We start from the raw sequence: 26,905 nt of genomic DNA on the forward strand, positions 1-26,905 counted from the left end.
TCAAATATGAATAAACAGATATGCGAAAAAATAAAGTTTGTGCTTTGGGGAACAACTTCCAGAATAGAAGAGAATAAAGATTTTATTAAAAAATATTTTTTACATTTAAGTCTGGGGCCAAGGAATATTATGGAAATTATCACTTGGAATCCAATACAGTTAATTTCAATGGAAAAAATGAATCTATAGAAATAAAAGCTCTCCCTGACTTTCTAAGTAATCAGGCATTGAATTATGATTCTTTAGAAGTTGTTGTGGAAGAGAGAGGGTTATCAACAATTTTAAATGCCGATAGTAAAAACGTGAAAGTAAAACAGGTAGATAATAAATCAGAGGACAAGGATAACAATCAGTCTAGAACTTCTCATATTTTGAAAAGAAATTATTTTGTAAAAATTGGAGAAGCTGACGATTTATTAAAAGAAATTGGCATTTTAACAAAAGAGGGAAAAATTAAAAATGATATGATAAGAAAGTATAATCAAATAGATCATTTTGTAGAATTAATAGATTCAATGATAGATGAATTAGGTGACGTTGATACAATAAATATTTTAGATTGTGGTTGTGGAAAATCCTATCTTACCTTCGTACTAAACTATTACATAAAAGAAAAGAAAAAGAAAAATTGTTTTTTCATAGGAATAGATAGATCAGATAAAGTTATATCAGCATCGGAGAATATTGCTAAAAATTTAGGATATAAAAATATGAAATTTGTTGTCGGCGACATTAATAACTATGAACCAGATAGAAGAATTGATATAGTAATCAGTCTTCATGCCTGTGATATAGCAACAGATATGGCTCTAGGTCTTGCTGTAAGAACAAAGGCAAAGGCGATAATGTGTGTACCTTGTTGTCATAAAGAACTCCTTGAACAATATAGATTTGATACAATGCAGCCAATAATAAAGCACGGTATCTTTAAAGCCAGGTTTGCAGACACATTAACAGATGGGGTAAGGGCTCTTTTACTTGAAACACAGGGTTATAAAGTATCAGTTGTAGAGTATATATCTCCCCTGGAAACACCAAAAAACTTATTGATAAGGCAATTAAGGTTGGGGAAAAGAGCCAAAAGTCAATAGAGGAGTATAAAAGAATAAAGGAATTATTTAATATTAATCCATATTTAGAGAGACTAATTTCATTATAACAAAAAATATAGTTAGGAGATGATAAAAATGCCACAGATAAGAATAAGAGGAGTTAAGAAGGAAGATATTAAAACTATAAGTAAAGAAATGGTGGATAATCTAGAAAAAATAATAGGATGTCCAAGAGATTATTTTACCATTGAAGTGTTAAACTCAACCTTTATACAGGATGGAGAAGAAACTGATGGATATCCATTTGTAGAGGTTGCTTGGTTTGACAGGGGACAGGAGATTAGGGATAAGGTTGCTGAAGAAATAACAATGAGAGTAAAGGGTGTAACTGGTGCAAATGTTGTTGATGTTGCATTTTCAACATTTGAAAAAAACAGTTATTACGAAAATGGGGGGCATTTTTAAATTAAATATTATAAATTGCATTCTGTGAATAGTTAGCTTAAGAAATAAAGCCCAATAATCTATTTTAGCAGAGGGAGAGAACCCCAGTCATAAAGTAGATTTCGGGCTTTGTTCTTTTGCTTAGGTAAAAATAACGCCATCAATGTTGGAGTGTTATCTGCAGTAACGGGTAATTATTTCTTCAAAGTCTTCAATCAAATCATCTGTTATTTCTGCTAATTCCTCCGGAGTACAAGTACCATTAGAATCGTAAACACCAATAACTTTCATACCTGCAGCCCTTGCTCCAGCTACAGCAGGGACAGTATCTTCAAAAACTAGACATTCATCAGGATTAACCATTAATCTCTTGGCAGTTTCTAAAAAAACATCAGGAAAGGACTTGTCACGGGGAACTTCACATGTTGTGACAATTTCATCAAAATAGTGAAATATTTTATTCCTTTTAAGGACATCATCTACAAGCTTCTATAGTTACTGGTCGCCATTCCAATTTTATATCCGTTGCTTTTTAAAAAATCCAAAAATTCCTGAACACCTTTTTTAACCTCTATTACTGATGAATAGTAATCCTTGACCATGTTATTCCAATCATTTTTGATAGTTTCAATGTCATCTTCTAAATTAAATCTTTCTTTAAAATATGCAGCAGTTTCAGTAAAGCTCAAACCTTCAATATTTTTTTGCAGATCTGATGGTAAATCAAATCCTTTTTTCTTCAAATACTCAATATCAACTTGTTTCCAAACCCACATAGAGTCAATTAATGTTCCATCCATATCAAAAATTACTGATTTTATATTGCTCAGCATTGAATCACCTCTTAGTATTAAATTACATAAAACAGAATACACCATTTTATACCTTGTATCAAGAAAAATCAGCCTGTTTAACAGGCTGATCAATTCATATATTTTAGTTTTTCATAAACTTCTGAAGGACTAATACCATTACATTCTATTATAGTTTGATCTTTTGAATTACTTGATACGTCACTTTGTTCACGTACAACAACTATGTCAAATTCATCTAAAGGTATTGAACCAATTCGATCATGAGGCAGCTGTACAAATTCAAGTTTATTGTTTTTTAATGTACTTATTACATCTTTTAGAGTGTTATCGATGCCAATTCGAGCCATTAATTTCACCTCCTAGACATTATTTTATGCAATATAGCAAATAATAACTCAAGAAATAATTATAAAAAATTTACATGTTACCCATAGGGGGTATATTGACATTGCCTAAAAATTAACATAATATATAATTATAAATTACAATATTATAATATTACGATATAAAGGGGTTGAATTTATGAGTAAAAAAGTTCTTATTGTTGGCGGCGTAGCAGGTGGAGCTAGTGCAGCAGCAAGGCTTAGAAGATTAGATGAAGATGCAGAAATAATACTATTTGAAAGAGGAGAATACATTTCATTTGCAAACTGTGGGTTACCTTACTATGTAGGCGGTGTTATAACTGATAGGGATAATTTACTTGTTCAGACTGTAGAGGGTATGAAAAATCGTTTTAATATTGACATAAGAGTTAAAAGTGAAGTGACAAAAATTGATAGGGAAAAGAAAGAGGTTGAAGTAATTACAGATGGTAAATCATATAGAGAAAGTTATGATTATCTGATACTTTCCCCAGGTGCTGCACCATTTGTACCACCAATAAAGGGAATTGATAAAACAACATTTTACACATTAAGAAATATGGAGGATGTTGATAAAATTAAGGCAAGGGTGGTTGAAAATAAACCTAAGAGGGCTGTCGTTGTAGGCGGTGGATATGTTGGTGTAGAAATGGCTGAAAATTTAAGAGAGCTTGATATTGACGTAACCCTTGTTGAGGCTGCAGAACAAATAATGGGACCATTGGATATTGAAATGGCAAGGATTTTGGAAAAGCAATTATTAGATAATGGTATAAAATTAATTTTAAATGATGCTGTTGATAGTTTAGAAGAAGAACAAAAAATTGTTGTATCTTTAAAAAGTGGGAAGAAACTAGAATCAGATATATTAATATTAGCTATTGGTGTTAGACCAGAAAATAAACTGGCAAAGGAATGTGGATTAGCTATAGGAGAAAGAGGAGGTATAAAGGTAAATGAGTATATGGAAACTTCCGATCCATCAATATATGCAGTTGGTGATGCAATTGAAGTAAAAGATTTTATAACAGGAATGGATACTCTGATACCTTTAGCAGGCCCAGCTAATAAACAAGGAAGAATAGCTGCTGATAATATATCAGGAAGAAAGGTAAAATATAATGGAACCCAGGGAACTTCAATTATTAAGGTTTTTGATTTGACAGGTGCTTCAACTGGTAACAATGAAAAAATGTTGAAAAAATCAGGTATACCTTATTTAAAATCTTATACCCATTCAGGTTCCCATGCAGGTTATTATCCAGGTGCATTTCCAATGACAATAAAATTATTGTTTTCACCTGAAGATGGTAAGATATTAGGGGCTCAGGCTGTTGGAAGAGACGGTGTTGATAAAAGAATAGATGTTATTGCAACTGCAATAAGACAGGGACTTACCGTTTATGATTTGGAAGAATTAGAGTTAGCTTATGCTCCACCTTACTCATCAGCAAAGGATCCAGTTAATATGGCTGGCTATACTGCTTCAAATATATTAAAGGGAGATATGAAAGTCATTCACTGGGATGAAATTGACAGGATAAATAAGCAGGAATATTTTATACTTGATGTTAGGACAGATTTAGAATATGAAACAGGTTATATAGAAGGTTCAACAAATATACCATTGGATAAGTTAAGAGATAGGTTAAACGAAATTCCCAAAAATAAAAAGATACTAGTTTATTGTAAAATTGGTTTAAGAGGATATATTGCATATAGAATTTTATTTCAAAATGGATATGATGTATATAATTTGAGTGGTGGGTACGACATATATCTTTCAGCTAATTACAAACATGGAGAGGGTATTTCTATGAATGATGAAATGACCAAAGTTGAGAAGGTAGAAAAAAAGAATGAAAAACAAATGAAAACCATTAAGGTAGATGCATGTGGACTTCAATGTCCAGGACCTATTATGAAAGTTTATAAAGAAATTAATAATATTAATTCAGGTGATATATTAGAAGTCCATGTTACAGATCCTGCATTTACAAACGATATAAAGGCATGGTGCTCTAGAACAGGAAACACATTGTTGGGATCAGAAAAAACATGTTGTGATTATGTTGTATATATTAAAAAAGGATTAGATGGCGAGTCTAAAAACTCCTGCTGCATTCCAAGTTCAACAGCAAATGTGGAATTACCACAAGGAAAAACAATGGTAGTATTCAGTGGAGATTTGGATAAAGCAATAGCTTCATTTATCATAGCTAACGGTGCTGCAGCAATGGGAAGACCTGTTACAATGTTTTTTACCTTCTGGGGCTTAAACATTTTAAGAAAAGATGTTGCACCAAAGGTTAATAAGAATTTAATAGAAAGAATGTTTGGGTTTATGATGCCAAGGGGAAGCAGAAAATTAGGTCTTTCTAAGATGAATATGGCTGGTATGGGAGCTAAAATGATTAGGGGAATAATGAAAAAGAAAAATGTATCATCTTTAGAAGAATTAATAGAACAGGCACTACAAAACGGTGTAAAAATTGTTGCATGTTCAATGTCAATGGATGTTATGGGAATTAAAAGGGAAGAATTAATTGACGGAGTAGAAATAGGTGGTGTAGGTGCTTACCTTGGAGAAGCAGAACAATCAAATGTTAATTTATTCATATAAATATATAGGCCCTTTGGGGCCTATATAAATTTATCCAGCAATGATAAAATTAGTTCAGCAAGAATTAAAATAATAACCATCCATTCAAGTTTAGTTCCGCGCTTAGCATGGGTTAAACTTGAGAAAACTTCTGTAATATCAAGTAATATTTCAGTTTTATTTTTTATAGTTTCATATCTATCATGAAGTTCAAACAGTTCAGATAAACTTACATAGAAATCTTCAGCGGACTTATTTTGCCACGCAATGTCAGGTTTATCAAGAAGCATAAGGTAAGATATCGTATTGTATTTAAAACGTAAGATATTACCAGACATTTTTGCAAGGTTTTCATCACTTAAATTTAAATGCCCCTTATCTAGAAACTCAATTATATTCTCAATTTCATCAAGCAGTTTATCAATATCAACTTCTATCTTTTTTAGTGCAACTGATTTAGCTAAAATTGTAGAAACAATATTTATTTGATACTCTTGTAGTTTTTCTACTGCAATGGAGTTATGGTATAATTCAAATTCTGAAACGTCTTTTACCTCTATTCGAAAATCCTCTGTGTAATTAAAAGGAGGGTTATTTTTAAGATTAGTGTCTAGTTTTTTTATGTATTCAATTATGTCTTTTATTTCATGTAGTGTTAAATTTACACCAACTATACTTCCAAAATGATAAATGTGTACCACTTTATTTTCAGGATGTAATATTATACCAGTGAGAAGTTTTGTATCGAGAACTAAAAAATCGCCCCATTTAAATTTTTTATTTATACCGAAATGAGTGGCTATAGTATTTAAATTTATCTCTATTCCAATTGTACATGCTTTAAAATCATATAGATTCATATCTACCATTCCTTTCTTAATAATACCTATATTTTGTGCATTATTAAAAAAATTAGATGATTATATAAAAATTTTTTTTCTAAAATAAAAATTAAAGGAAAAAATAAAAAAGTATAGAATATTAATGTAAATAAATGGGTGGTGGTTTTATGTATAGTGGGAATAAAGCATATGACTATAGCGGGGGAAAATATATAACAAACATAAACAGGATGAATATTTTGAAAATTTTGCTTGAAAATAATCCAGATATCAAAGGAATTTTAAGAAAAAAAGTTGATTTTTTATTTGATAATGGGTATTTAAAGGAGGCAATCGATGATGCTTATAGTTATTTGGAACAAAACAATGATGAGGCTATAAAAGCTAAATTGGTCCGAGCACTGATGCATCTTGAAAGGGTAAATGAGGTGGAAAAAGTTATAAATATAAATATTGAAGAATTATATGATGTTTATGGTGTCTATAAAAATGATTACAGGTTTGTAAAAGAAATACAAAATGGAAGTTGTGATCTAGATATTGTCAGGCAGGAATATGTGCTTATGTCATTAAATATTCATACATTGAAGTGGATATGGATATATTTCATGCCCTATGTGATTTCATTATTAAACAACAATTTAGAAGAATCTAATGAATGGCTTGAATTTTTAATAGATAAATTTCACTATCCAATAAATATATTAGCTCTTGAGTTGAAAAAAGAAAAATTTAATTATTTCAATAGGAACAATGATTACATAGCATTATATCATTTTATTAATTGGGCGAAAAAGAATAAGTTATCAAATTATAATGACTTACAGCTAAGTTACAATTATTCGAGGTTCCCAGATGGGATATATTTTTTCTCCAGGTGCCTGTTATATGGATTTAAATAGAAGGAATTTTAAAGTAATCTAGGGCTGACAAAATTGGTTGCATTGTAGATTTTTATTTAAATCTATTGCCTCCAAATTAGTCAGCCTTTTTACTATGAAATATTAGTTTTTATTAAATCCTTCTGATCCCTTGCTAATTCTTTTAATTTCGGATTAACATGCCTTGAGATTATTACTTTACCAAACCAACGAAGTGCCTCTTCATTATTACCTAGTCTTCTTGACAATTCTCCCATTAAATACATTAAGGTGAAAGAATCCATACCATAAATAGGAAATGATTCTCTTTCGAAGGCTTCCTTAAATCCATAGAGTGCTTGCTCTATAAATTTATTTTCATTTGTTTTATCATCCTTTAACCTATATAACCAGGAAATTTTAAGACATATATAAGCTCTTTCACTATATTTTCCGTTTTTAATAATGGAATTTAGTAGAGCTAATTTATATCTTTCTATTGCTATGTCAACATCATATAAATCTGGATAGGTTTTTGGTTTAAATTTTGTAGTAATATGTAGTTTTATCGAATCAATTTGATGACTTTTAATCTTATCAAATTCCTTAGATATTGCTGAATACCCACATTTATTGCATATTATTACATCATAAAACATTGGGTTTATACCTTCATATATTGGCATTAAATCGGTGTCTTTAGAAATAAGTCTGGATTTACCTATTTTAACTGACTTTTCTTTAAAATTATTTCCACAAACTGGGCATTGAAATGTTTTATCATACAAAGCTTCTTCTGATTTTTGTTTTTCAATAACTTTTTTTTCATCTTTGTCCTCAATATCCTTTTGAAAAATTTCAACATTAAGGTTTTTAAATCCCATTGATTCTAGCTCAGAAAACATGTTGTCCATTTAAATCATTCCTTCCTTGACTTGAAACTTTAAAAATCCTCAATTTTACTGGAAATTCTATGAATATATGCAATTATTTCTGCCACTGTTTCATATAACTCCTGTGGTATTGTATCTCCAAGATTAAGCATACTTAGACTTTCAGTTAAATCCTTATTTTCAACAATTGGTATTTTATTTTCAGATGCTAAATTAATAATAGATTCAGCTATTTTTCCAGCACCAAGGGCTGTTACAATAGGGGCCTTATATCCTTTATCATATTTTAGTGCTACTGCTTTTTTTCTTTTCATATTTTCACATCCAATTCCTTAATTACACCAGGGTTGTTGCAAACCTCAAATTTAGTAATATCCATGTATTCAACTATAGGTTCAAATGATAAATTAATATTATTAAAACCTTTTGCTTTAAGTGATGAAATTAGCAATTTATCATTATTTTTTAACAAGGAAATAAATTTTTTGTTACAATTCAAGGTTATTTTTAAGTCTTTATAATGCTTAACAATAAAGCCTTCAATTAAACCTAATTTTTCCGAAGAAATAGATACATATGCCTTTAGATTATCTGTATCTATATAATTTGTATTTTTAAATTTCCTTTTTACTATAATATTACTTTTATATTGAAGGTTATCCAAGTAGGTATTAAAGTTGAAGAAGAAGTAATTTTCATTAATATTTTTTAGAATAGGTAAACTTTCATAAAGTTTTATTAAATATTGTGATTCTAAAAAATTCATTTTTAAATCAGAATTTGAACTATAAAGTGATTTCAGGATTTCTTTAAAAAATACAGTATTTTTATTTTCATCTTGTTTTTCTGAGTTTAAGTGACAATTATTTAATTTCAAAACTTCTTCAATAACGTTATTTAATACAAAATTATCCTTTATTAAATTTTGGGTTTTTAGTATTGTATTTACATCTTCAGAAAGTTCATTTGCTATTAAGAATGTTAAAAAATCAATATCTATTGATTTTAAATTTGAAAAAACTTCCTTTGCAACAATAAATTCTTTATCCATTAAAGTTATTTTTTTTTCTGTGTTTTTATTCAAAAGTAAAAGGATATCGTCATCAGTCATATTCTTAATATCATTTAAATGTTTTAAATTATTATATAATCTAACAATATATTCATCTTTTGCTGGAAGATTAAATTTTAAAAGGCTCATAACGATTTCTTTGCCATCATCGTCATTAATGTTTAAACTACGTAATATGGATATAATTGATTTATTAGTATTATCTTTTTTTTCTTTAAATAGCTTCAACAATAGGGTATCATTATCTACACCCATGAGTACAAATTTTGAAAATTTGTCTTCCAATAATGATTTGTCAAAAAGTAATTTAACTGGTATAGTCGAGCCATTTAATAATTTTATGGCATCTGTGCCATCAGCTAAAGTTACAATTCTTCCTGTAATTGTATCCTTAAAATTAATATTAGAATTATTTTTGGCTGTAAACAAACTATTTTCGATATTTTTTAAATACATCAACATCACCTATTAATTTATCGGAAAAAATATAATAAAATAAATAGGTACGAATACTAAAATAGGATGTGATTTAATGGGTCTATATGCAATATCAGATTTACATCTTTCTTTAAGCTCTAATAAACCTATGGATGTGTTTGGAGAACTTTGGAAAGATCATCATATGAAGATTATGGAGAATTGGAACAGCAAGATAACAAATGAAGATGTTGTTTTAATCTCTGGAGATATCTCATGGGCAATGAAACTTAGTGATGCCCTGGTTGATTTAGAATATATACATAGACTAAATGGGAAAAAAATATTAATAAAAGGCAACCATGATTATTGGTGGTCTTCCATAAGTAAATTAAATTCTCTTTATGAGGATATGAATTTTATACAGAATACTCATTTCAACTATGAAGATTACGCAATTTGTGGTACACGAGGTTGGATTAATATTGATGATAATGAAGAACATGATGAAAAAGTTTATAATCGTGAAATACTACGATTGAAAATGTCCCTTGATAGTGCAGTTTCAGCTGGTTATGACAAAATCTTAGTTATGATGCATTATCCACCTGTTACTAGAATAAGTAAGAGTAAAGAATTTATTGATATAATTAATGATTATAAAGTTGAAAAAGTTATTTATGGACATATACATTATGATTCAAAGGCAATATGTATAAATGGTGTTTATAATGATGTACAGTATATATGTACCTCAGCTGACATAATTAACTTTGATCCTATAAGGATATTATAAATTAAAATACAAAAAATAAATGCAGGAGGGATTTATATGAAGGAATGTGTTTTTAAAATTCCATCTATGCATGACGAAACCTCTGCCAAAGATATAAGGAGTGCTGTTGTAGGAATCAGGGGGGTTGAAGACGTAGACGTTGACTATGAGGATAGCAGAATTAATGTATACTATGATGAAAACCAAGTTATTAAGGATAAAATTAAGCTTGTGATTGAGAAAAAGGGATACAAAACAAAAATAATGTGAGTTTACTTACACTAAACAGCCTATTGAAAGAAAAACTTACTATCTGCAATAGGCTGTTTTTTGATATAATAAAACATGATTAGAATAATATATAAATAAAATTAATGAAATGATAAATTTCTTAATAATGTCCTCAGGGGGGAATATATGAATAATATTATATTTAATCAAATAACGGTTTTATTTCTTATTATGATTGTAGGCTATATTGCAAAAAAAAGGAACATTATTAACAGTGCTGTTAATAAAGGTTTTACCGAGTTATTGCTTAACATAACATTGCCTTTTATGATTGTTGCTTCATTTAATTTTAAATTTTCAAGGACTATGTTAGTTAATGCAAAGAATTTATTTATTATTTCCATAGTTATATATATGGTATTCATTTATATTGGTGGGATTTTATATAATCGATATGACATTGGAACCAAGAGAGTACTTTGGTTTATAACTGTTTTTTCAAACTGTGGATTTATGGGGTATCCAATAATTGAAAGTATATATGGTAAAACAGGTGTTTTTTACACGGCTATTTTCAATATACCATTTAATGTACTAATTTGGACAGTTGGGGTTTCTATATTTACTGGTGAAAAGGATTTAAAGGCATTTAAAAAGGTTTTATTTAACCCCGGAATAATATCAGTAGCAATTGGACTTATAATTTTTATGTTTTCAATAAAATTACCTCAACCTATTTATAAAACTTTGGATATAATTGGATCAATGACAACTCCTATATCCATGTTATTGGTAGGTGCAATGCTGGCTGATGTAGAAATAAAAGATGTTTTTTCAGGAATTTCTATCTATTATGGTGTTTTTGTAAGATTGATTTTAATACCATTAATAGTTTTATTCGTTTTAAAGTGGATAGGATATAATGATATGTTTTTAGCAATTCCAGTTCTAATAATGGCAATGCCTGCTGCTGCAAATACAGCAATATTTGCTGAAAAGTATAACGGTGATACTTCAGTTGCCTCTAGAAGTGTTTTTTTATCAACTATATTGTCAGGTATAACTATACCTTTAATTATGTTTCTACTATAAAAATGACATTTACATAACTCATAATTTTTTAAAAGTAAAGGGCAAGCATCTAATCTGATACTTGTCCTTTTAGATTTTTTTTTATTTCTTCCAAAGTTAAAGAGGTAGTTTTTTCTTTTGGTATAGAAAGCGCTGCTAAGATTGATTCAAGTATTTCTGGAGTTTTTGCTTCAATTTCTATATACGGATCAGGAAAGATATCCTTGTCCCATTCATCTATTTCGATTAATGAATCTGATAACAGATAACTTTCACGATATTTATTTTGTTTTCTAAAAAATTTAACTTCTAATGCTTCTAAAAAATTTTTGCAGTCTTCTATACTAGAAACAGTAACTTCATTTTCCTCAGTAATCCTGAAATCATCCTGGGAAATTATTTTTTTAATACAGAGTATGTTTTCATAGGTGTCCTTCAGTAAATCATGTGTTCTTCTGATTCTGATATAACCATTTCTATTGTTTAAATGCATTGGCAGAGAATAGATATAGTTTTCCTGATATTCTTTTTTTATTAACACTCCTTTAAGCTCAACTATTTTTTTCTTAATAGTTTCTATATCAACATCTAAAACCTTTACTTCAATTTCATTCATAATATTACCTCCCTGAAAAAGCTATTACTAATATTATATAATACAATTGTTAATGAAGTAAAAAATAACTTTCTAAAAGAATCATAATAATGTAAAATATCCATATAGAATGAAATGAGGTTGTAGAATGTTTGGATATATTACACCATTGAAAGATGAGTTATTAATCAGAGAGTATAATACTTTTAAAGCATATTATTGTGGGCTGTGCAGTGATATGGGGAAAAAATCATATCCTTCAAAATTTGCATTAACTTATGATTTAACTTTTTTAGCCATTGTACTTTCATCTTTATATAATGATGTAGAGTCTGTAAGGAAAGTATTTTGTCCTTTTAAAATGAAAAATGTTATAAGAGTAAATAATAATCAATTCATTGATTATGCTGCAGAAATGAATATTTTTTTATTTAATAGAAAACTATACGATAATTATATAGATGATAAAAATTTCATTAGTCTGTTTCTTTCAAAATTAACAGGGTTAAAAAGCAAAAGTGATATAGTTATTGATAAAATTTCTTGTATTGATTATAGCCTTAAAGAATTAAATAAATTAGAAAAAAAATATTGTGATAATTTAGATGAAGTAAGTCATATATTTGCTGAAATTACTTCTGATATATTCAGTATTTATGAAGATAGAAACAGTAAACTACTAAGACATTTTGGATACCATATTGGAAAGTGGATATATGTTTTAGATGCATATGATGATTTAACTAATGATATTAATAAATCCAATTATAATCCTTGTATTTATAGTTTTCACTACAACGGTGAGGAACCAGATAAATTTAAGGAGAAAATTAGAGATAATATAGAGTTTGTTTTATTTAGGTGCCTTACTGAGGTAGCAAATGCCTTAAATCTTTTAGAGTTTAAGAAAAATAAAGGAATAATTGAAAATATAGTTTATTTAGGAATGAAAGATAAGACATTTAAAGTATTAGAAGGGAGAAATGACAATGAAAAATCCTTACGAAATATTAGGTGTAAGACAGAATGCATCCCAAGAGGAAATAAAGCAAGCCTATAGGGAACTTGTTAAAAAGTACCATCCTGACAGGTATACAGATAACCCTTTAAAGGATTTGGCAGATGAAAAAATGAGGGAAATAAATGAAGCATATGATTTTTTAATGAAAAATCAGCAGTTTAGTAATGATAATAGATATAATAATCATAATAATTATAGGGGAGGCTATAGCCCATCAGACTTCATGAGAGTCAGAGAGTATATAAACAGGAATGATATAAGAAATGCAGAAGATGAATTGAATAGAATATCAAATAGAAATGCTGAGTGGTTCTTTCTTAGAGGTCTAATTTCTATTAAAAAGGGTTGGTACAGCCAAGGTTATCAGGATATACAAATGGCTGTTAATATGGATCCAAACAATTATGAGTACAGGGAAACGTTAAACAGGTTGATGAATGCAAACAGAAATTATACAAATTATTCTTATCAAAGAAGGGGCGGAAACAGCAATGACATGTGCTCCACATTAACTTGTCTGTGTTGTACAGATCAATGCTGTGAATGTTTAGGGGGAGATTTAATTTCCTGCTGTTAGAGGGGGATGTTCATGGAAAATGGTAAAACCATAAAGCTAGTGAACTCAGGTGTATCGATTGCATTAATAATTTTAAGCCTTTATGGAGGTATAATAATAAAAAATAATAAAATTGCTTTTTTAGCTTTGGCAACATATTTTTCATCCATACCTTATATACAAGGTGGGATAAAATATGGAGTAATAAGCTATTTTGCATCAATTGCTTTGATTTTTATTTTAATCCCTAATAAACTTTATTCAGCAGCATTTTTTGCCTTTGGAATTTATCCATTAATTAAGCTATTAACAGAGCAGAAAAAGTATGTTTTTGAACTATTACTAAAATTATTTTGGTTTAATTTAACTATAGTACTTTATTATTTAACATTAAAAGATTTTATAATAATTAATCAAGTGTTTTTAAACAATAAATTGCTAATATTTGTATCAATTATTAGTCTACAGCTTTTCTTTTTAGTTTACGATTACATTTTTTCAAAATTTATTTTGTTCATAACTGATAAAATAATTGGGAGGAGATGAAAAAATGGCCATCAATATCATGGCAATAGCATTAACTTAAGGAGTCATAATGCACCAAAGGTTCAGGAGATTTTAACAAAGTACGGATGTGTCATTAAAACAAGACTAGGTATTCATGAGACATCTGAAAATAATTGTTCGGAGGAAGGAGTAGTCATATTACATTTAAAGGACGAAAAGAAAATTATCGATGAACTTAAAGCTGAGTTAACAAAAATTGATGGGGTTAGGCTAAATGTGATGGAGGTGTGATTTAACATCTCCTTAATAATTTAGTAAAACAAGTTTCAACTTTATTGAGATACGCAATAATATATTGAGTCTGTTTTAATTTTGTGAGATAATATGGTTTGTTGAAATTATTGTTTATTGGAAATAGCAACTGGGGGGAGAAGTTTTGAAAAAAAGATATATATATTTTCTTATTCCATTAATACTTGTAATTGTGACTGTATTTGGAGGTTATTATTATATCAATTCAAAGATATATAAACCTTTAAATAACACGTCAGATGATATTTCAAATGACAAAAGGAAACTTAATTTGAAGGAAGAACAAGGAATAATTAATATTCTATTAGTAGGTGTAGATGCAAGAGGAAACTATGAGGATGCAAGAACAGACTCAATAATTTTACTAACAATAAATACAAACACTAAAAAAATAAAACTTACATCATTTATGAGGGATATGTATGTCCCAATTCCTGATCATCAAGACAGCAGAATTAATACTTCATTTTTTTTAGGTGGTGTTGAGCTGTTACTAAAAACAATTAATCAGGATTTTAATTTAAACATTCAAAATTACATATCTGTGGACTTCCATGCCTTCCAGGATATTGTTGATAAACTTGGAGGAATAGATGTTGAAGTTAAGGATTATGAAGTAAAAGAGATAAATAAATATATAAAGGAAGTAAATGGAAATAAGTCTACGCTTTTAAGTGGACCTGGAATGCAGCATTTAAATGGTCAGCAAGCTTTATCTTATTGTAGAATAAGGAAAGTAGCAACGGTGATTATGAGAGAACTGAAAGACAGAGGAAGGTACTTTCCTTATTGATTGAAAAAGCAAGGAAGACAAGTTTATTTAAATTACCTGATTTAGTTTCAACAGTATTACCATATGTTAGGACAAACATACCAACAACAAAACTTATGAGTATTGGTTATACAGCTTATAAGTTCGGAGATACACCAGTTGAAACATTGAGGATACCTGCAAATGGATTATTTGAAAATGCAAATATAAGGGGTATGGCTGTTCTTTTACCAGATATTGAAAAAAATGCAGAACTATTAAATAGATTTATATTTTTAGATGGATCAGCTTCTGTTGGTAATATACCTGCATATATGAACAACAACTATCATGAAAAGGATAAGGCTATTGATAATAGAGGTAAGAAAAAAACAACAGTTAAGGTTGTAGTGCCTAAGGATAAAATTGAAAGTGATTCAAAGGCAAATAATGATAAAGAAGATAATACAGATAAAAAAAGTACAATAATTGAAGAAAATAATACAGAATCTAATACAGAATCTAATACTGACAAGGTTGAAAATATCGAAAAACCTGCAGAGCAGCAAGAAAATGAAATAGAAAAAATTGAAGGCAATGATGAAGCTAATAATAGCATAAACCAACCATCAAACTAATAATATAAAAAGAAGTCTATGGAGGCTTCTTTTTTATATATTTGCTTATCTATTTGTGTGGTTTGGATTGAATTTTTTAAAATATTTATTTATTATAGAACTACTAATTAGATTTTTGGAGGGAAAAAATGAGAAACATTAGTGAAATTGAAGTTGAGAAGGCGGTTATCCATATTATGGATAAAAGTATGGATGAGCTCTATTGAACGATTTCGAACTTGAAATAGATGAGGAGACAAACGAATTTATAATTAAGCATATTTTAAAAATAACATCTGATGATGAGGCTAAATGTGCAGTATTTCAAAATGATAATAATTTTGTTAAAAACGAGATAGAGGCTATTTTTAAAGATAAAGATTCTTTTATAGAGCATACTAAAAACATTTCAAGTAACCTTTTTATGATTTTAAAGGAATTAAATGATATACCCTCTGGAGATTTACTTATATGTCTGTTTAATTATGAATATGGGGAAGCGATAGCCATTTTAAAGTTAGACTATAATAAGACATATATACATGGTATAGATTATGTTGATGGAAAAATGAATATATCAATTGTACCACAAATGATTGGATTACCAAGTTCAACCCAAAGGATACAAAAGGCAGCAATAATAAATAGTAATTTTGATATTTTAATAATAGAAAAAAATAGTAAAAAAGATGAGAATGAAGTTTTGAAAGATTATTTTTCCCAAAAATTTATAATGTGTCAGCTTATTAAGGATAAGAGGGACTATACAAAAAATATTTTAAAAACCTCGGAACAGTGGATAAGAAAAAACTTCAGAGAAGATGCAGATAAAGCAGAAAAAGCAAGAAATGTTTTAAGTAAAGCGATGAAGTCTGATGATGTTGTAAATATAGAAACACTTGCTCATTATGCTTTAGAAAAATCCGAAGAACTAAAGGATGAGTTTGTAAAAACTTTAAAAGATGCTGGAATAGATAAAAATGAGGTTCCTATTGATAGAGAGTGGGTAGAAAAGAAACTAAAAAGGAAAAAACTTAAAATTGATAAAGACATAGACATATACATTGACTCTGAAACTTATAATGATGCTAATAGATTTGAAATAAAAAGAAATGGAGATGGAAGTATAAATATTGTTATTAAGCATGTCAGGAACTATATAGAAAAACAATAAATCATAATATATAATATAGGTATAAAATATTTTTTTATGAGGTTTATTATGAAAAAACCAGAAATTTTAGTTGTAGAGGACAGTAAATTTCAGAGTCTGATATTGAAGGATATCCTGAATAAGGGAGGATATGAGGTTGTTTGTGTTTCCTCAGCTGAGGAAGCCATTAATAATAATTTTTATAAAAAATTTGATTTAGTTCTATTAAATGTTGTACTGCCAGGGATGAATGGGTATGAATTTTGTAAGGTGGTTAAAAACAACGATAAGTTCTTACCTGTTATAATTATTACATCCATAGAAGATAAAAATAGTCTTGTTAAAGCTTTAAATTCTGGAGCAGATGATTATATTAAGAAACCATATAATGTTGATGAACTTTTAGCAAGAATAAGGGTTCAAATCAGGACACGAAATCTTCAACTAGAATTAAAGGAAAAAAATAAAGAACTGGAAAAAGCTTATGATAAAATAAAAGAAATGGCTGTAACTGATGCTTTAACAGGAGTATATAATAGGGCTTATATTAAGGATTATCTGGATAAAATTATTAACAAATACGACTCAGCCTCATATAAACTTTCCTGTTTTATGATTGATATTGATAATTTTAAGAAAGTTAATGATACCTTTGGTCACCTTGTTGGAGATGAAGTCTTAAAGGATGTTGCTAAAATATGCAAAGAAATAATTAGAGATAATGGAGCTGTTATTAGATTTGGAGGAGAAGAATTTTTAATTATACTGAATAAAGATATAGATAATAGTAAAATTATTGCTGAAGATATAAGGTCAATCTGCAGTAAAAGTATTGTAGGGGATTGTAAATACACGATAAGTATTGGAGTTTGTAATTTTAATGTAATTAAATTGAATCATTTAAATGATTTTCAGAAGGGATTGCAGGAAGCTGATAGAATGCTATATATATCTAAAAATAGTGGCAAAAACATGGTAACAATAAATGAGATTCAACATTAAAAATGTGAATCTCATTTGTTTTTTAGATAGTATTACTTGAGCCTAATACGTTTCTAATTTTATGTTTAACCATATCTTTTATAGCAGTCCTTGCTGGTGCTAAATACTTTCTAGGATCGAATTCTTCAGGGTGGTTAGTTAAGTACTCTCTGATTGTTGCTGTCATTGCAAGTCTTAGGTCTGTATCAATATTGATTTTACAAACTCCCATTGTAGCAGCTTTTCTCAGCATATCCTCAGGCACCCCCATGGCACCAGGGAGTTTTCCGCCGAATTGATTGCACTTAGCTACAAACTCAGGCATAACAGTTGAAGCACCATGAAGTACTAAAGGAAAACCACTTAATTTTTTAGATATAATTTCCAATCTTTCAAAATCAAGTTTTGGCTCACCTGTAAACTTATAAGCACCGTGACTTGTTCCAATAGCTATTGCAAGGGAGTCACATCCGGTTCTTTCTACAAATTCAACAGCTTGATCAGGATCAGTATATGTAGCATCCTTTGCAGAAACTTTAACTGCATCCTCTACTCCTGCAAGCCTTCCAAGTTCTGCTTCAACTACAACACCCTTTGAATGTGCATATTCAACAACTTCTTTTGTTATTCTGATATTTTCTTCGAAGGAGTGTTTGGAACCATCAATCATAACCGAAGTAAATCCACTATCGATACAAGCTTTAACAATTTCAAAATCCTCACCGTGATCAAGGTGTAGTACAATTGGTAAATTTGAGTCTTCAACTGCAGCTTCTACAAGTTTTTTTAAATAAATTGGATTGGCATATTTTCTTGCACCTGCTGAAACTTGTAAAATTAAAGGTGATTTTTCTTCCTTTGCTGCTTCAACTATTCCCTGAATTATTTCCATATTATTAACATTAAAGGCACCGATTGCATATCCACCTTGGTAAGCTTTCTTAAACATCTCTGTTGAAGTGATAAGTGACATGTTAATTCCCCCTTTTTATTTAATAAGTATATCACAATTAAATATATATGCTATTATTTTTATTTTATCATATTTATTAATAATTTCAACTCATAGAAGAAGGATATATTAAATATTATTTAATATATCTGATTACTAAAATATATTTTCTAAGGTAAAAGCCTCCATATTAGGTATATGGCTTAAATAATGCTGAAGTGTTCTAAGTGAGGCAAGGGACTGGGAAAAATTTTTGGATTTAACATATGCTGTGGTGGATTTAAGAGATATAGTGATATTGTCAATCTCTTTATGGTCAGTAAAAAGTCCCCATTTTGATTGAGTTTGCATCCAGTTTGATTCCAATTTTTCAAGTCTTTTTTCTGCCTCACTCCAATTATCATTTGTAATGTTGAATTCAACTTTTTTAAGTTCAGCTAAATAGGTATCTGTTGTTTTTATTAAATATTTTCTAATAAGAATTCCAGAGGTTAATATTGCAAATAGAATAAAAAGGGAAAGTATAAGAATTTTATTGTTACTTTTCATTTTTTAACCTCCTTTGAAGGAAGAGCTGGTCATTAGAATCCAACATGGCAATAAAAACATCTTCAATTTTATCAATACCATTTTTTTTAAGTTCTTTATTTAGCCAATTTATATCTCTACCGGAAATAACCAAATTTTTTTCATTTAATTTACCATCTAAAATTAACCCTATGGGAAGGTGAATTTTCTGTTCAGGAATCTTCATATCTTGTTTTGTTAGTGGCGACACGTTGAATTTTGGTATAATACTTAATTTTCCGCTTGTTTCCAATATAGCATACTCAATATCAGCTATGTTGATGTATCCCATTAATCTAAGCTCTTCAGTTAAATCATCCAGATTAAAACGCTGTCTCCTTAGCTCTTCTTCCTGCACTTTGCCATGTTTAATTAAAATACTAGGAACACCGCATGTAACTTTTCTAAATGGCTGAAATTTCAGTGTTAAATAGGATATCAGAATCTCTAATATCATTAAGGTTAAAATTGGGATTATACCTCTAATCAGTGGGATCCCTGTATCCTGCATTGGAACAGCAGCTAATTCTGATAACATTATAGCTATAACTAACTCAAAGGGTTGAAGCTCACCAATTTGTCGTTTACCCATTATTCTCATCACAGCAACTACGATGATATATAAGAGTATTGTTCTTGCAAATACTATCATACCCATCACCTCTCATCTATTATTTCACTTAAGAGAGAAAAATAATCATAATAGAATACTGAATGAAAATTACTTGAGAATATACTATATAAAAGGTATAATTCAAATTGTAAAATTGATGAAAGGAAAAAATTTGATGAAAAGACCAAGGTTTGAAAAATTTGAAATGAAATACGGTTACTATTTTCCAGAGGATTTTAAAGAATTTATGTATTTTTATGGAGGAGATACTCAATTTGGAAGCTGCAGATTTGAATACCCAGATAATATAATAAATAATCTATTAAGGATACCAGGGAAAATGGATTTTCATTTAATTCCCTTTGGGGATGTAGGAAATGGTGATTACTATTGCTTTTATAGATATGGAATTGGTAAAGATGAATATTTTATTGGAATATGGCTTCATGAAACCTATAACTTTGTAATATTAACTTCTTCATTTAAAGGATTTCTTTATAAATGTATGCTGGATGATTATCTTGCAACAATAGTTCATGGCGATGAATTGTCAGAAGAGGAGATAGAAATTTGTAAGACTGAAAGTATGGAAAGATGTATAGAGTTAAGTAAACGGTATGGTTTTGATTTTGAAAAGGTAAAGAAAATGAGAAGTGAATTTGACTACCATAAGCTAATGGTAGAGTTTGATGAAATGGCATTACAAAGTTTATGTTTTTTAGGTAAAAATTTAATTAAAAAAAGGGATCTCAATGGTTTAGATATATTAAAATATGCCTTAAATGTTTATCCATTTTATACAGCTCCATATTATTTGCTGGGGATATCTTTATTAAACCAGGGGAAAGATTTTAGAAAATATTTCAAAGAAGCAGTGAAGACATCAGTAATTTTAACTGGATATAGCTATTGGGAAGAGGATTACCTTGAAATTCCTGAAGATGTACATAGAGAAATTGCTTTATATGTGGATAATGAACTAAAAGATGCAGAAACAGTATTTGAGAAAAAATTATATTTAGGAGCAGATCCCTATGACTATTCATTAAGGCTGGAATTAGCAAGGGAATATATTTTAGATAAGAAATATCATCATGCCATGGTAGAATATAATAATGCGATTTTTTGTACTGATTCTTCCCAGATTAAAAGAGAAATTTTAGAAGAAGCTTATATATGTGCAAGGGAATATGGACTTTGTTTCATAAAAGGAATAATTGAGCATGATTTAAAGTATATAAGATAAATTGATGTGAAAACATAATCAACAATATATGCTATACTACATATTATAAAATACACATAAATAAGCAAATTTAATGAGAGGGGGAGGACAAATGGCGGGAAAGGTTAAGATAAAGTTAGCTAATGGCCAGGAGAAGGAATATGACGTAGGGCGTACACTAGAGGAGATATTATTACCTGATAAAGAGCCAGGGTGTCCACTTATTGCTTTAGTTGATGGTGAAGTAGAAGAATTATCAAAACGTATACATTACGATGTTGAGGTACAGCCAATTACAATAAACAACTCTCTTGGCGTAAGGACTTATATGAGAAGCTTGAGCTTTCTTCTAATAAAGGCAGTAGAAGAAGTTTTTCCAGGTTCAAGGGTAACAATCGAGCACTCATTAAGCAAGGGTTTATATGGTGAAATTTATAATGGTAGAGAAATTACTGACAATGATATATTACTAATAAAAACGAAAATGAAAGAATTAGTAATCAAAGACGAAAAGATTGAAAAGATTAAAGTCAATAAAGATGAGGCAATTAAGATATTTAAAAGATATGGTATGAATGATAAATTACGTTTGTTAAAGCATATAGAACAAAGTTATATTAATATTTATAAATGCGGATACCTATATGATTATTTTTATGGTCCAATGGTACCTTCAATGGGATATTTGAAAATTTTCGATATAATGCGTTACAATAGAGGGTTTATTTTAACTTATCCACATGAGGATGACCCTGTTGCTATACCTGTATTTAAGGACTTACCTAAGTTAGCAAAGGTTTTCAAAGAAACAGAAGATTGGTCCAAAATTCTTGATGTAGGTTGTGTAGGTGCTTTAAATGATAAGGTTGAATCTGGGGAGATTGAGGAGATAATATTAGTTGCTGAAGGTTTGCATGAGAAAAAAATTGCAAATATAGCTGACAAAATATATGAAAATATAGATAAAATAAAAATCGTGTTAATTGCAGGTCCTTCTTCATCTGGCAAAACAACTTTTTCAAAGAGACTATCGATACAGCTAAGAGTATTAGGATTACGACCTTTTGCTATTTCACTTGATGATTATTTTGTCGATAGAGAACGCACTCCTAAGGATGAAAAAGGTAATTATGATTTTGAATCAATAAAGGCATTAGATCTAGAGCTATTTAATAAACATCTGACACAGTTATTATCTGGCGAAGAAGTAGAGTTCCCTGTTTTTAACTTTAAAACAGGTTCGAGGGAGTGGAGCGGAAGAAAATACAGGATGCAGGAAAACTCTATACTGGTAATTGAAGGTATACATGGTTTAAATGAGGTATTAACCAAAGCTATACCGAGGGAGAATAAGTATAAAATATATATCAGTGCTTTAACACAGTTAAACATTGATGATCATAATAGAATACCAACAACTGATGTTAGAATGTTAAGACGAATAGTTAGAGATAATATGTCAAGAGGTAGAAATGCAGAGGCCACTATATTGTCTTGGAAAATGGTCAGGGATGGAGAAGAAAAAAACATATTTCCTTTCCAGGAAGAAGCTGATACAATGTTTAACTCAACATTAGTTTATGAAATGAGTATATTAAAAAAATATGCGGAACCACTGCTTAGAGAAATAAAAAAAGAAAGTCCAGCTTACATTGAGGCTAAACGGTTGTTGATATTTTTAAGTTATTTTAAAAGTGCAGGTGAAGAAATAATACCAAACAATTCTATTATAAGAGAGTTCATAGGAAGAAGCTGTTTCTATAAGTAAAGAATAGGAGTGTTTAGATTGCTTAAAGTTGCTCTTTGTCAAACTTTAGTTTCTGATAAGAAATTAAATAATTTAGAAAATGCATATAGGAAGATTTCAAGGGCTGCATTTAATGGTGCCAAGATTGTTTCACTTTGCGAGATGTTTAACTGCCCATATTCTGGACAGTATTTCAGGATTAATGCTGAGGAAGAAGATGACAGCCAATCAGTGGATATGCTTAAAAAAGTTGCAAAGGAATGGCAGATTTATGTTGTAGGAGGATCTATACCAGAGCTTTGTGAGAACAAGGTTTATAACACTTCTTATGTTGTAAATCCCCAAGGTGAGATTATTGCAAAGCATAGAAAGATACACCTTTTTGATGTAGATATTCAAAACGGTATAAGATTTAAAGAGTCAGATTTTCTATCTTCAGGAAATGAAGTAACTGTCTTTGATACAATTTATGGTAGGATAGGTTTGTGTATATGCTATGACATCAGATTTCCAGAGTTAATAAGAAAAATGTCCCTGATGGGTGCAAAAATGGTATTCGTTCCAGCTGCTTTTAATATGACTACTGGTCCGGCACATTGGACAACGCTATTTAGGGCAAGGGCAATTGACAATCAAGTATATATGTTTGGTATTTCACCAGCAAGAGACATAAATGGAGCTTATACATCATATGGTCATTCTATAATAGTTAATCCTTGGGGCGAAATATTAAATGAAGGAAGTGAATTTGAGGATATAATATATGGAGAAATTGACTTGGATTATGTAGATAAAGTCAGGAATGAAATTCCAATTTATAGTCACAGAAAACCTGAACTTTATAACAAATAGCTATTTAAAGTATAAAATAAAATCATTCTGCCTTTATAAAATAAAGTGCCATGAATAATATCGAAGTATGTTTCATATATCCATATACTTCAATATTTATCCCATGGCACTTGTTTGTGTGCAATTTAAATTAAAACATGGTCATTGTAGTGATACTTTTAATTAGAAAAAGGTTTTATAGGGTTTATTATAATTATCAAAGTTAAGGGAAAATTATAAACAATAAAATTTATATGCAATATAGCAAAATTAAATAACATTTTAAAAAATTACATCAAATGCTTGAGAAATAATATATTTATGATAAAATAATAAGAGAATATGTCGAAATATGATGATTATAGAAGGGAAGATTTAGATGAAAAATTATAGTGTTTTTGACATTCTAGGACCTATAATGATAGGACCTTCAAGCTCTCACACTGCTGGAGCAGCAAGATTGGGAAAAGTTGCTAGAGGAATAGCAGGAGAGGATTTTAAAGCTGTTACATTCTACCTTCATGGTTCCTTTGCAAAAACATATAAAGGACACGGAACAGATAGAGCATTGGTTGCAGGAGTACTTGGAATGGAAACTTATGATGAAAGACTAAGAAATGCTCTTTTTATTGCAAAAGATATGGGTATAGACATAAAATTTATTGAAACAGATTTAGGAGATGAACATCCCAATACAGTTAATATAGAATTTGAGAAAAAGGATGGAAGCAAAATATCAGTTCAGGGAGCATCTATCGGAGGAGGAAATATAATAATAAATAAAATCCAAGGAGATAGTGTGGAATTTACTGGTACAAACCCAACTCTTATAATAAAAAAATATGACCTTAAGGGAAGTATAAATACAATTACATCAATAATAGCTGAAAGTGATATAAATATCGGAATGATGAAAGTTACACGTCAGGGTAAAGGGAAAGAAGGACTTATGATACTTGAGACAGACAGTAAAATAACTGATGAAATAGTAGAAAAAATAGAAAAAGTAGATGGAGTTATTTCTGTTAGGGCTATAAATCCAGTATAAGAAGGAGAGTTGTTGTGTTATGTATAATTATGGATACGAAATGCTTCAATTAGCAAAGGAAAAGAATGTTAGATTATGTGATATTGTAATAGAAAATGAAGTTAAATTAACTGAACAATCAGTAGAAGTTGTTAGAGAAAAAATGGGCAGAAATCTTGATGTTATGATGGATTCAGCAAAGTATGGCTTGGAAAATGATGTTAAGTCAGTTAGTGGCTTAATAGGTGGAGATGCTAAGAAATTAGAAGAGTATAGAAAAAATGGAAAAACTCTTTGCGGTGATGTAATAGTAAAAGCAATGGCCAGAGCTTTATCATGTTCAGAAGTAAATGCTGCAATGGGAAGAATTGTTGCAGCACCAACAGCAGGATCATGTGGTATAATGCCAGCTGCCATAATTACAGCAGCTGAAGTTTTAGGTGCTGATAGAGAGAAAATGATAGATGCATTGTTTACTGCATCAGGAATAGGTCAGATTATAGGAAAGAATGCAACTTTTGCAGGAGCAGAGGGTGGTTGTCAGGCTGAATGTGGTGCAGCTGCTGCTATGGCTGCTGCAGGTATAGTTGAAATGGCAGGTGGAACACCAGAAATGGCTTTACATGCAGCATCTATTGCTCTAAAAAATATCCTTGGACTTGTTTGTGACCCAATCGCAGGGTTAGTAGAAGCGCCATGTGCTAAGAGAAATTCATCTGGAACAGTTAATGCTATGACTTCAGCAGAATTGGCTTTAGCTGGAATTAAAAGTATAATACCTTTCGATGAAATGGTAGAAACTATGTACAGAGTTGGAAAAGCATTGCCTGAAGAATTAAGAGAAACTGCTATGGGTGGGATTGCTGTTACTCCAACAGGTATAAAACTAAGAAAACAAATATTTGGTGAATAAAAATCCGGCATTTTTGCCGGATTTTTTACATAAATAAATATCCTAGGGCAATTATAAAATAGGAAGCAAGTAGTATAGCACCTTCAATCCAAAAGGTTTTACCGTCCTGAAAAACAAAAAATGATAAACCTATAGCTATAATTAAACTTGTTATTTGATAAAGATTGTATGATAAATCTATGGTATAACCATATGTCAGCCCAATCAGCACTAAAAATGGCATAGCGAATAATGCAATCTGCATACCTGAACCTATAGCAATTTCAATGCATAAATTTATTTTGTTTTTTAAAGCCATCAGTATAGCTGTGGAATATTCAGCAACATTTCCTACCATTGGTATTATTATAATACCAAGGAAGTTCTGTGAAAATCCATAACTAAGAGAAATATATTCTATTAATTTTACTAAAATATTACCCTCAATAATTAAAAATAAAAATGTGAATATAAATGAGATTAAAGTAAGGAAAAACCTTAACTGTCTGTTGCCTGTAACATTTTTATCAATAGCTTCTTCCTCATTTTTGCAAGTAAAAATAAACAGATTTCTATGAGTTATAAGTGAAAAAATTAAGCCTAAAAAGTAAACAAGTAATAATATAATTGATATACCGTAGCTCATTTCTTTAAAATTTCCATTATTAAAGAAAGAACGCTTATAGGTAGATGCTATTATTATACCTGTCAGAGCAAGAAATAATAAACCAAAATTTGTTCTGGCGAATTCCCTTGAGAACTTCTGCTCGTTATATTTTAGACCACCGAGGAAAATACTGATACCTTCAACTAAAAGGAGATTTCCAATAATAGAACCGATTAAACCTGATTTAACCAATTCAAACATTCCAGATTTCAATGCAAAATAACTGATGATTAGCTCAGGTATATTCCCAGCAGTTGCATTTAATAAACCTCCTACCTTATCACCAAGTTGTTCAGAAAAAATATCTGTATATTTACATATTGAAGAGGATATAGGGATAACGGCTAAAATAGTTACAAAAAAGCACAATGTAAAAAAATTTAATTTATAAAGAAGAATGCTTACTGGTAAAAAGATATAAAGATATTTAATTTTCATTTTGTCACCACCTA

At 29.6% G+C, this 26,905-nt stretch carries 33 protein-coding genes; 21 read left to right on the forward strand and 12 right to left on the reverse strand.

Features of this window, described 5'->3' with window-relative positions; all coding sequences use genetic code 11:
• The 3 genes from Q428_RS16505 to Q428_RS04110 form a co-directional block, all read left to right on the forward strand.
• Window positions 1–189: hypothetical protein (locus Q428_RS16505; RefSeq protein WP_341349000.1), on the forward strand; the 189-nt coding region annotated here is incomplete at its 5' end.
• Window positions 144–1,091 carry a class I SAM-dependent methyltransferase gene (locus tag Q428_RS04105; RefSeq protein ID WP_341349001.1) on the forward strand — a complete coding sequence of 316 codons (948 nt, stop codon included), beginning with the start codon at window positions 144–146 and terminating at the stop codon, window positions 1,089–1,091. The genes Q428_RS16505 and Q428_RS04105, both read left to right, overlap by 46 nt.
• A gap of 96 nt (window positions 1,092–1,187) precedes the next feature.
• The gene (locus Q428_RS04110; RefSeq protein ID WP_035378479.1) at window positions 1,188–1,517 is read left to right on the forward strand and encodes a DUF1904 domain-containing protein; all 330 of its coding nucleotides are present in this window, start codon (window positions 1,188–1,190) and stop codon (window positions 1,515–1,517) included.
• Between the two features lie 153 nt (window positions 1,518–1,670).
• On the opposite strand, the gene Q428_RS16280 is transcribed toward Q428_RS04110, so the two are convergent.
• From Q428_RS16280 to Q428_RS04120, 3 genes are all read right to left on the reverse strand, one after another.
• A complete protein-coding gene (locus tag Q428_RS16280; protein ID WP_341349002.1) occupies window positions 1,671–1,952 on the reverse strand; it encodes an HAD family hydrolase in 282 nt (93 codons plus the stop codon).
• Between the two features lie 23 nt (window positions 1,953–1,975).
• The gene (locus Q428_RS16285; RefSeq protein ID WP_278244864.1) at window positions 1,976–2,329 is read right to left on the reverse strand and encodes an HAD family hydrolase; all 354 of its coding nucleotides are present in this window, start codon (window positions 2,327–2,329) and stop codon (window positions 1,976–1,978) included.
• A gap of 89 nt (window positions 2,330–2,418) precedes the next feature.
• Window positions 2,419–2,658, reverse strand: a complete 240-nt coding sequence (locus Q428_RS04120; RefSeq protein ID WP_035378481.1) for a hypothetical protein — start codon at window positions 2,656–2,658, stop codon at window positions 2,419–2,421.
• Window positions 2,659–2,833: 175 nt separating this feature from the next.
• Between Q428_RS04120 and Q428_RS04125 the strand changes: the two genes are divergently transcribed.
• A complete protein-coding gene (locus tag Q428_RS04125) occupies window positions 2,834–5,299 on the forward strand; it encodes a DsrE/DsrF/DrsH-like family protein (RefSeq protein WP_035378483.1) in 2,466 nt (821 codons plus the stop codon).
• 20 nt (window positions 5,300–5,319) lie between these two features.
• Here the strand turns inward: Q428_RS04125 and Q428_RS04130 are convergent, their stop codons facing one another.
• Window positions 5,320–6,138 (reverse strand): RMD1 family protein, encoded by an 819-nt coding sequence (locus tag Q428_RS04130; protein WP_035378485.1) that lies wholly within the window; start codon window positions 6,136–6,138, stop codon window positions 5,320–5,322.
• Window positions 6,139–6,368: 230 nt separating this feature from the next.
• Here Q428_RS04130 and Q428_RS04135 point away from each other — a divergent pair, with 230 nt between their 5' ends.
• Window positions 6,369–7,022: a hypothetical protein gene (locus Q428_RS04135; protein ID WP_161633587.1), complete on the forward strand. Its 654-nt coding sequence runs from the start codon at window positions 6,369–6,371 to the stop codon at window positions 7,020–7,022.
• A 92-nt stretch (window positions 7,023–7,114) separates the two neighbouring features.
• On the opposite strand, the gene Q428_RS04140 is transcribed toward Q428_RS04135, so the two are convergent.
• From Q428_RS04140 to Q428_RS04150, 3 genes are read right to left on the reverse strand one after another with little or no spacing between them, the layout of a single operon-like run.
• Complete coding sequence (locus Q428_RS04140) at window positions 7,115–7,894, reverse strand: DUF2225 domain-containing protein (protein WP_035378489.1); 780 nt, start codon at window positions 7,892–7,894, stop codon at window positions 7,115–7,117.
• Window positions 7,895–7,923: 29 nt separating this feature from the next.
• Entirely contained in the window at window positions 7,924–8,187 is a 264-nt protein-coding gene (locus Q428_RS04145) for an EscU/YscU/HrcU family type III secretion system export apparatus switch protein (protein ID WP_035378496.1), read from the reverse strand.
• A complete protein-coding gene (locus Q428_RS04150; RefSeq protein WP_035378498.1) occupies window positions 8,184–9,401 on the reverse strand; it encodes a hypothetical protein in 1,218 nt (405 codons plus the stop codon). Before Q428_RS04150 ends, Q428_RS04145 begins: the two co-directional genes overlap by 4 nt.
• Window positions 9,402–9,477: 76 nt before the next feature.
• Between Q428_RS04150 and Q428_RS04155 the strand changes: the two genes are divergently transcribed.
• From Q428_RS04155 to Q428_RS04165, 3 genes are all read left to right on the forward strand, one after another.
• On the forward strand, window positions 9,478–10,158 hold the full coding sequence (locus Q428_RS04155; RefSeq protein ID WP_035378500.1) for a metallophosphoesterase: 681 nt from the start codon (window positions 9,478–9,480) through the stop codon (window positions 10,156–10,158).
• Window positions 10,159–10,194: 36 nt separating this feature from the next.
• Complete coding sequence (locus Q428_RS04160) at window positions 10,195–10,407, forward strand: heavy-metal-associated domain-containing protein (RefSeq protein WP_035378502.1); 213 nt, start codon at window positions 10,195–10,197, stop codon at window positions 10,405–10,407.
• A 147-nt stretch (window positions 10,408–10,554) separates the two neighbouring features.
• Window positions 10,555–11,460, forward strand: coding sequence for an AEC family transporter (locus Q428_RS04165; protein ID WP_035378504.1), 906 nt, complete (start codon window positions 10,555–10,557; stop codon window positions 11,458–11,460).
• Window positions 11,461–11,509: 49 nt separating this feature from the next.
• Here the strand turns inward: Q428_RS04165 and Q428_RS04170 are convergent, their stop codons facing one another.
• Entirely contained in the window at window positions 11,510–12,055 is a 546-nt protein-coding gene (locus tag Q428_RS04170; RefSeq protein WP_035378506.1) for a class IV adenylate cyclase, read from the reverse strand.
• Window positions 12,056–12,182: 127 nt separating this feature from the next.
• Between Q428_RS04170 and Q428_RS04175 the strand changes: the two genes are divergently transcribed.
• From Q428_RS04175 to Q428_RS04205, 8 genes are all read left to right on the forward strand, one after another.
• Window positions 12,183–13,094: a DUF5685 family protein gene (locus Q428_RS04175; protein ID WP_051514918.1), complete on the forward strand. Its 912-nt coding sequence runs from the start codon at window positions 12,183–12,185 to the stop codon at window positions 13,092–13,094.
• The gene (locus tag Q428_RS04180) at window positions 13,024–13,632 is read left to right on the forward strand and encodes a J domain-containing protein (protein ID WP_035378508.1); all 609 of its coding nucleotides are present in this window, start codon (window positions 13,024–13,026) and stop codon (window positions 13,630–13,632) included. Before Q428_RS04175 ends, Q428_RS04180 begins: the two co-directional genes overlap by 71 nt.
• Window positions 13,633–13,644: 12 nt before the next feature.
• Window positions 13,645–14,157, forward strand: a complete 513-nt coding sequence (locus tag Q428_RS04185) for a hypothetical protein (protein ID WP_035378510.1) — start codon at window positions 13,645–13,647, stop codon at window positions 14,155–14,157.
• Window positions 14,158–14,226: 69 nt separating this feature from the next.
• The gene (locus Q428_RS16715; RefSeq protein ID WP_479723634.1) at window positions 14,227–14,409 is read left to right on the forward strand and encodes a hypothetical protein; all 183 of its coding nucleotides are present in this window, start codon (window positions 14,227–14,229) and stop codon (window positions 14,407–14,409) included.
• A gap of 145 nt (window positions 14,410–14,554) precedes the next feature.
• Window positions 14,555–15,223 carry an LCP family protein gene (locus tag Q428_RS04190; protein WP_035378512.1) on the forward strand — a complete coding sequence of 223 codons (669 nt, stop codon included), beginning with the start codon at window positions 14,555–14,557 and terminating at the stop codon, window positions 15,221–15,223.
• The gene (locus tag Q428_RS04195; RefSeq protein ID WP_035378514.1) at window positions 15,220–15,819 is read left to right on the forward strand and encodes an LCP family protein; all 600 of its coding nucleotides are present in this window, start codon (window positions 15,220–15,222) and stop codon (window positions 15,817–15,819) included. Before Q428_RS04190 ends, Q428_RS04195 begins: the two co-directional genes overlap by 4 nt.
• 202 nt (window positions 15,820–16,021) lie before the next feature.
• Window positions 16,022–16,972 carry a nucleoid-associated protein gene (locus Q428_RS04200; RefSeq protein WP_051514919.1) on the forward strand — a complete coding sequence of 317 codons (951 nt, stop codon included), beginning with the start codon at window positions 16,022–16,024 and terminating at the stop codon, window positions 16,970–16,972.
• Window positions 16,973–17,020: 48 nt separating this feature from the next.
• On the forward strand, window positions 17,021–17,953 hold the full coding sequence (locus Q428_RS04205; RefSeq protein WP_035378516.1) for a diguanylate cyclase: 933 nt from the start codon (window positions 17,021–17,023) through the stop codon (window positions 17,951–17,953).
• A 22-nt stretch (window positions 17,954–17,975) separates the two neighbouring features.
• Here the strand turns inward: Q428_RS04205 and fba are convergent, their stop codons facing one another.
• The 3 genes from fba to Q428_RS04220 form a co-directional block, all read right to left on the reverse strand.
• Window positions 17,976–18,905, reverse strand: a complete 930-nt coding sequence (fba, locus tag Q428_RS04210; RefSeq protein WP_035378518.1) for a class II fructose-1,6-bisphosphate aldolase — start codon at window positions 18,903–18,905, stop codon at window positions 17,976–17,978.
• Between the two features lie 135 nt (window positions 18,906–19,040).
• Window positions 19,041–19,433, reverse strand: a complete 393-nt coding sequence (locus Q428_RS04215) for a DUF4363 family protein (protein ID WP_035378520.1) — start codon at window positions 19,431–19,433, stop codon at window positions 19,041–19,043.
• Entirely contained in the window at window positions 19,423–20,103 is a 681-nt protein-coding gene (locus tag Q428_RS04220; RefSeq protein ID WP_035378522.1) for a YetF domain-containing protein, read from the reverse strand. The genes Q428_RS04215 and Q428_RS04220 overlap by 11 nt, the downstream gene beginning before the upstream one ends.
• Window positions 20,104–20,221: 118 nt before the next feature.
• Here Q428_RS04220 and Q428_RS04225 point away from each other — a divergent pair, with 118 nt between their 5' ends.
• The 5 genes from Q428_RS04225 (at window position 20,222) to sdaAA (ending at window position 25,807) form a co-directional block, all read left to right on the forward strand.
• Window positions 20,222–21,310: an SMI1/KNR4 family protein gene (locus Q428_RS04225; RefSeq protein WP_161633588.1), complete on the forward strand. Its 1,089-nt coding sequence runs from the start codon at window positions 20,222–20,224 to the stop codon at window positions 21,308–21,310.
• 91 nt (window positions 21,311–21,401) lie between these two features.
• Window positions 21,402–23,057 carry a nucleoside kinase gene (locus Q428_RS04230; RefSeq protein WP_035378527.1) on the forward strand — a complete coding sequence of 552 codons (1,656 nt, stop codon included), beginning with the start codon at window positions 21,402–21,404 and terminating at the stop codon, window positions 23,055–23,057.
• 18 nt (window positions 23,058–23,075) lie between these two features.
• A complete protein-coding gene (locus Q428_RS04235) occupies window positions 23,076–23,888 on the forward strand; it encodes a carbon-nitrogen hydrolase family protein (protein ID WP_035378529.1) in 813 nt (270 codons plus the stop codon).
• Between the two features lie 358 nt (window positions 23,889–24,246).
• The gene (sdaAB, locus tag Q428_RS04240; RefSeq protein WP_035378530.1) at window positions 24,247–24,915 is read left to right on the forward strand and encodes an L-serine ammonia-lyase, iron-sulfur-dependent subunit beta; all 669 of its coding nucleotides are present in this window, start codon (window positions 24,247–24,249) and stop codon (window positions 24,913–24,915) included.
• Between the two features lie 19 nt (window positions 24,916–24,934).
• Window positions 24,935–25,807 (forward strand): L-serine ammonia-lyase, iron-sulfur-dependent, subunit alpha, encoded by an 873-nt coding sequence (gene sdaAA, locus Q428_RS04245; RefSeq protein WP_035378531.1) that lies wholly within the window; start codon window positions 24,935–24,937, stop codon window positions 25,805–25,807.
• Window positions 25,808–25,832: 25 nt separating this feature from the next.
• On the opposite strand, the gene cax is transcribed toward sdaAA, so the two are convergent.
• The gene (gene cax / locus Q428_RS04250) at window positions 25,833–26,891 is read right to left on the reverse strand and encodes a calcium/proton exchanger (RefSeq protein ID WP_035378532.1); all 1,059 of its coding nucleotides are present in this window, start codon (window positions 26,889–26,891) and stop codon (window positions 25,833–25,835) included.
• Window positions 26,892–26,905: the final 14 nt, after the last annotated feature.

It is taken from the genome of Fervidicella metallireducens AeB (genome assembly GCF_000601455.1).
GTDB classification, from domain to species: domain Bacteria; phylum Bacillota; class Clostridia; order Clostridiales; family Caloramatoraceae; genus Fervidicella; species Fervidicella metallireducens.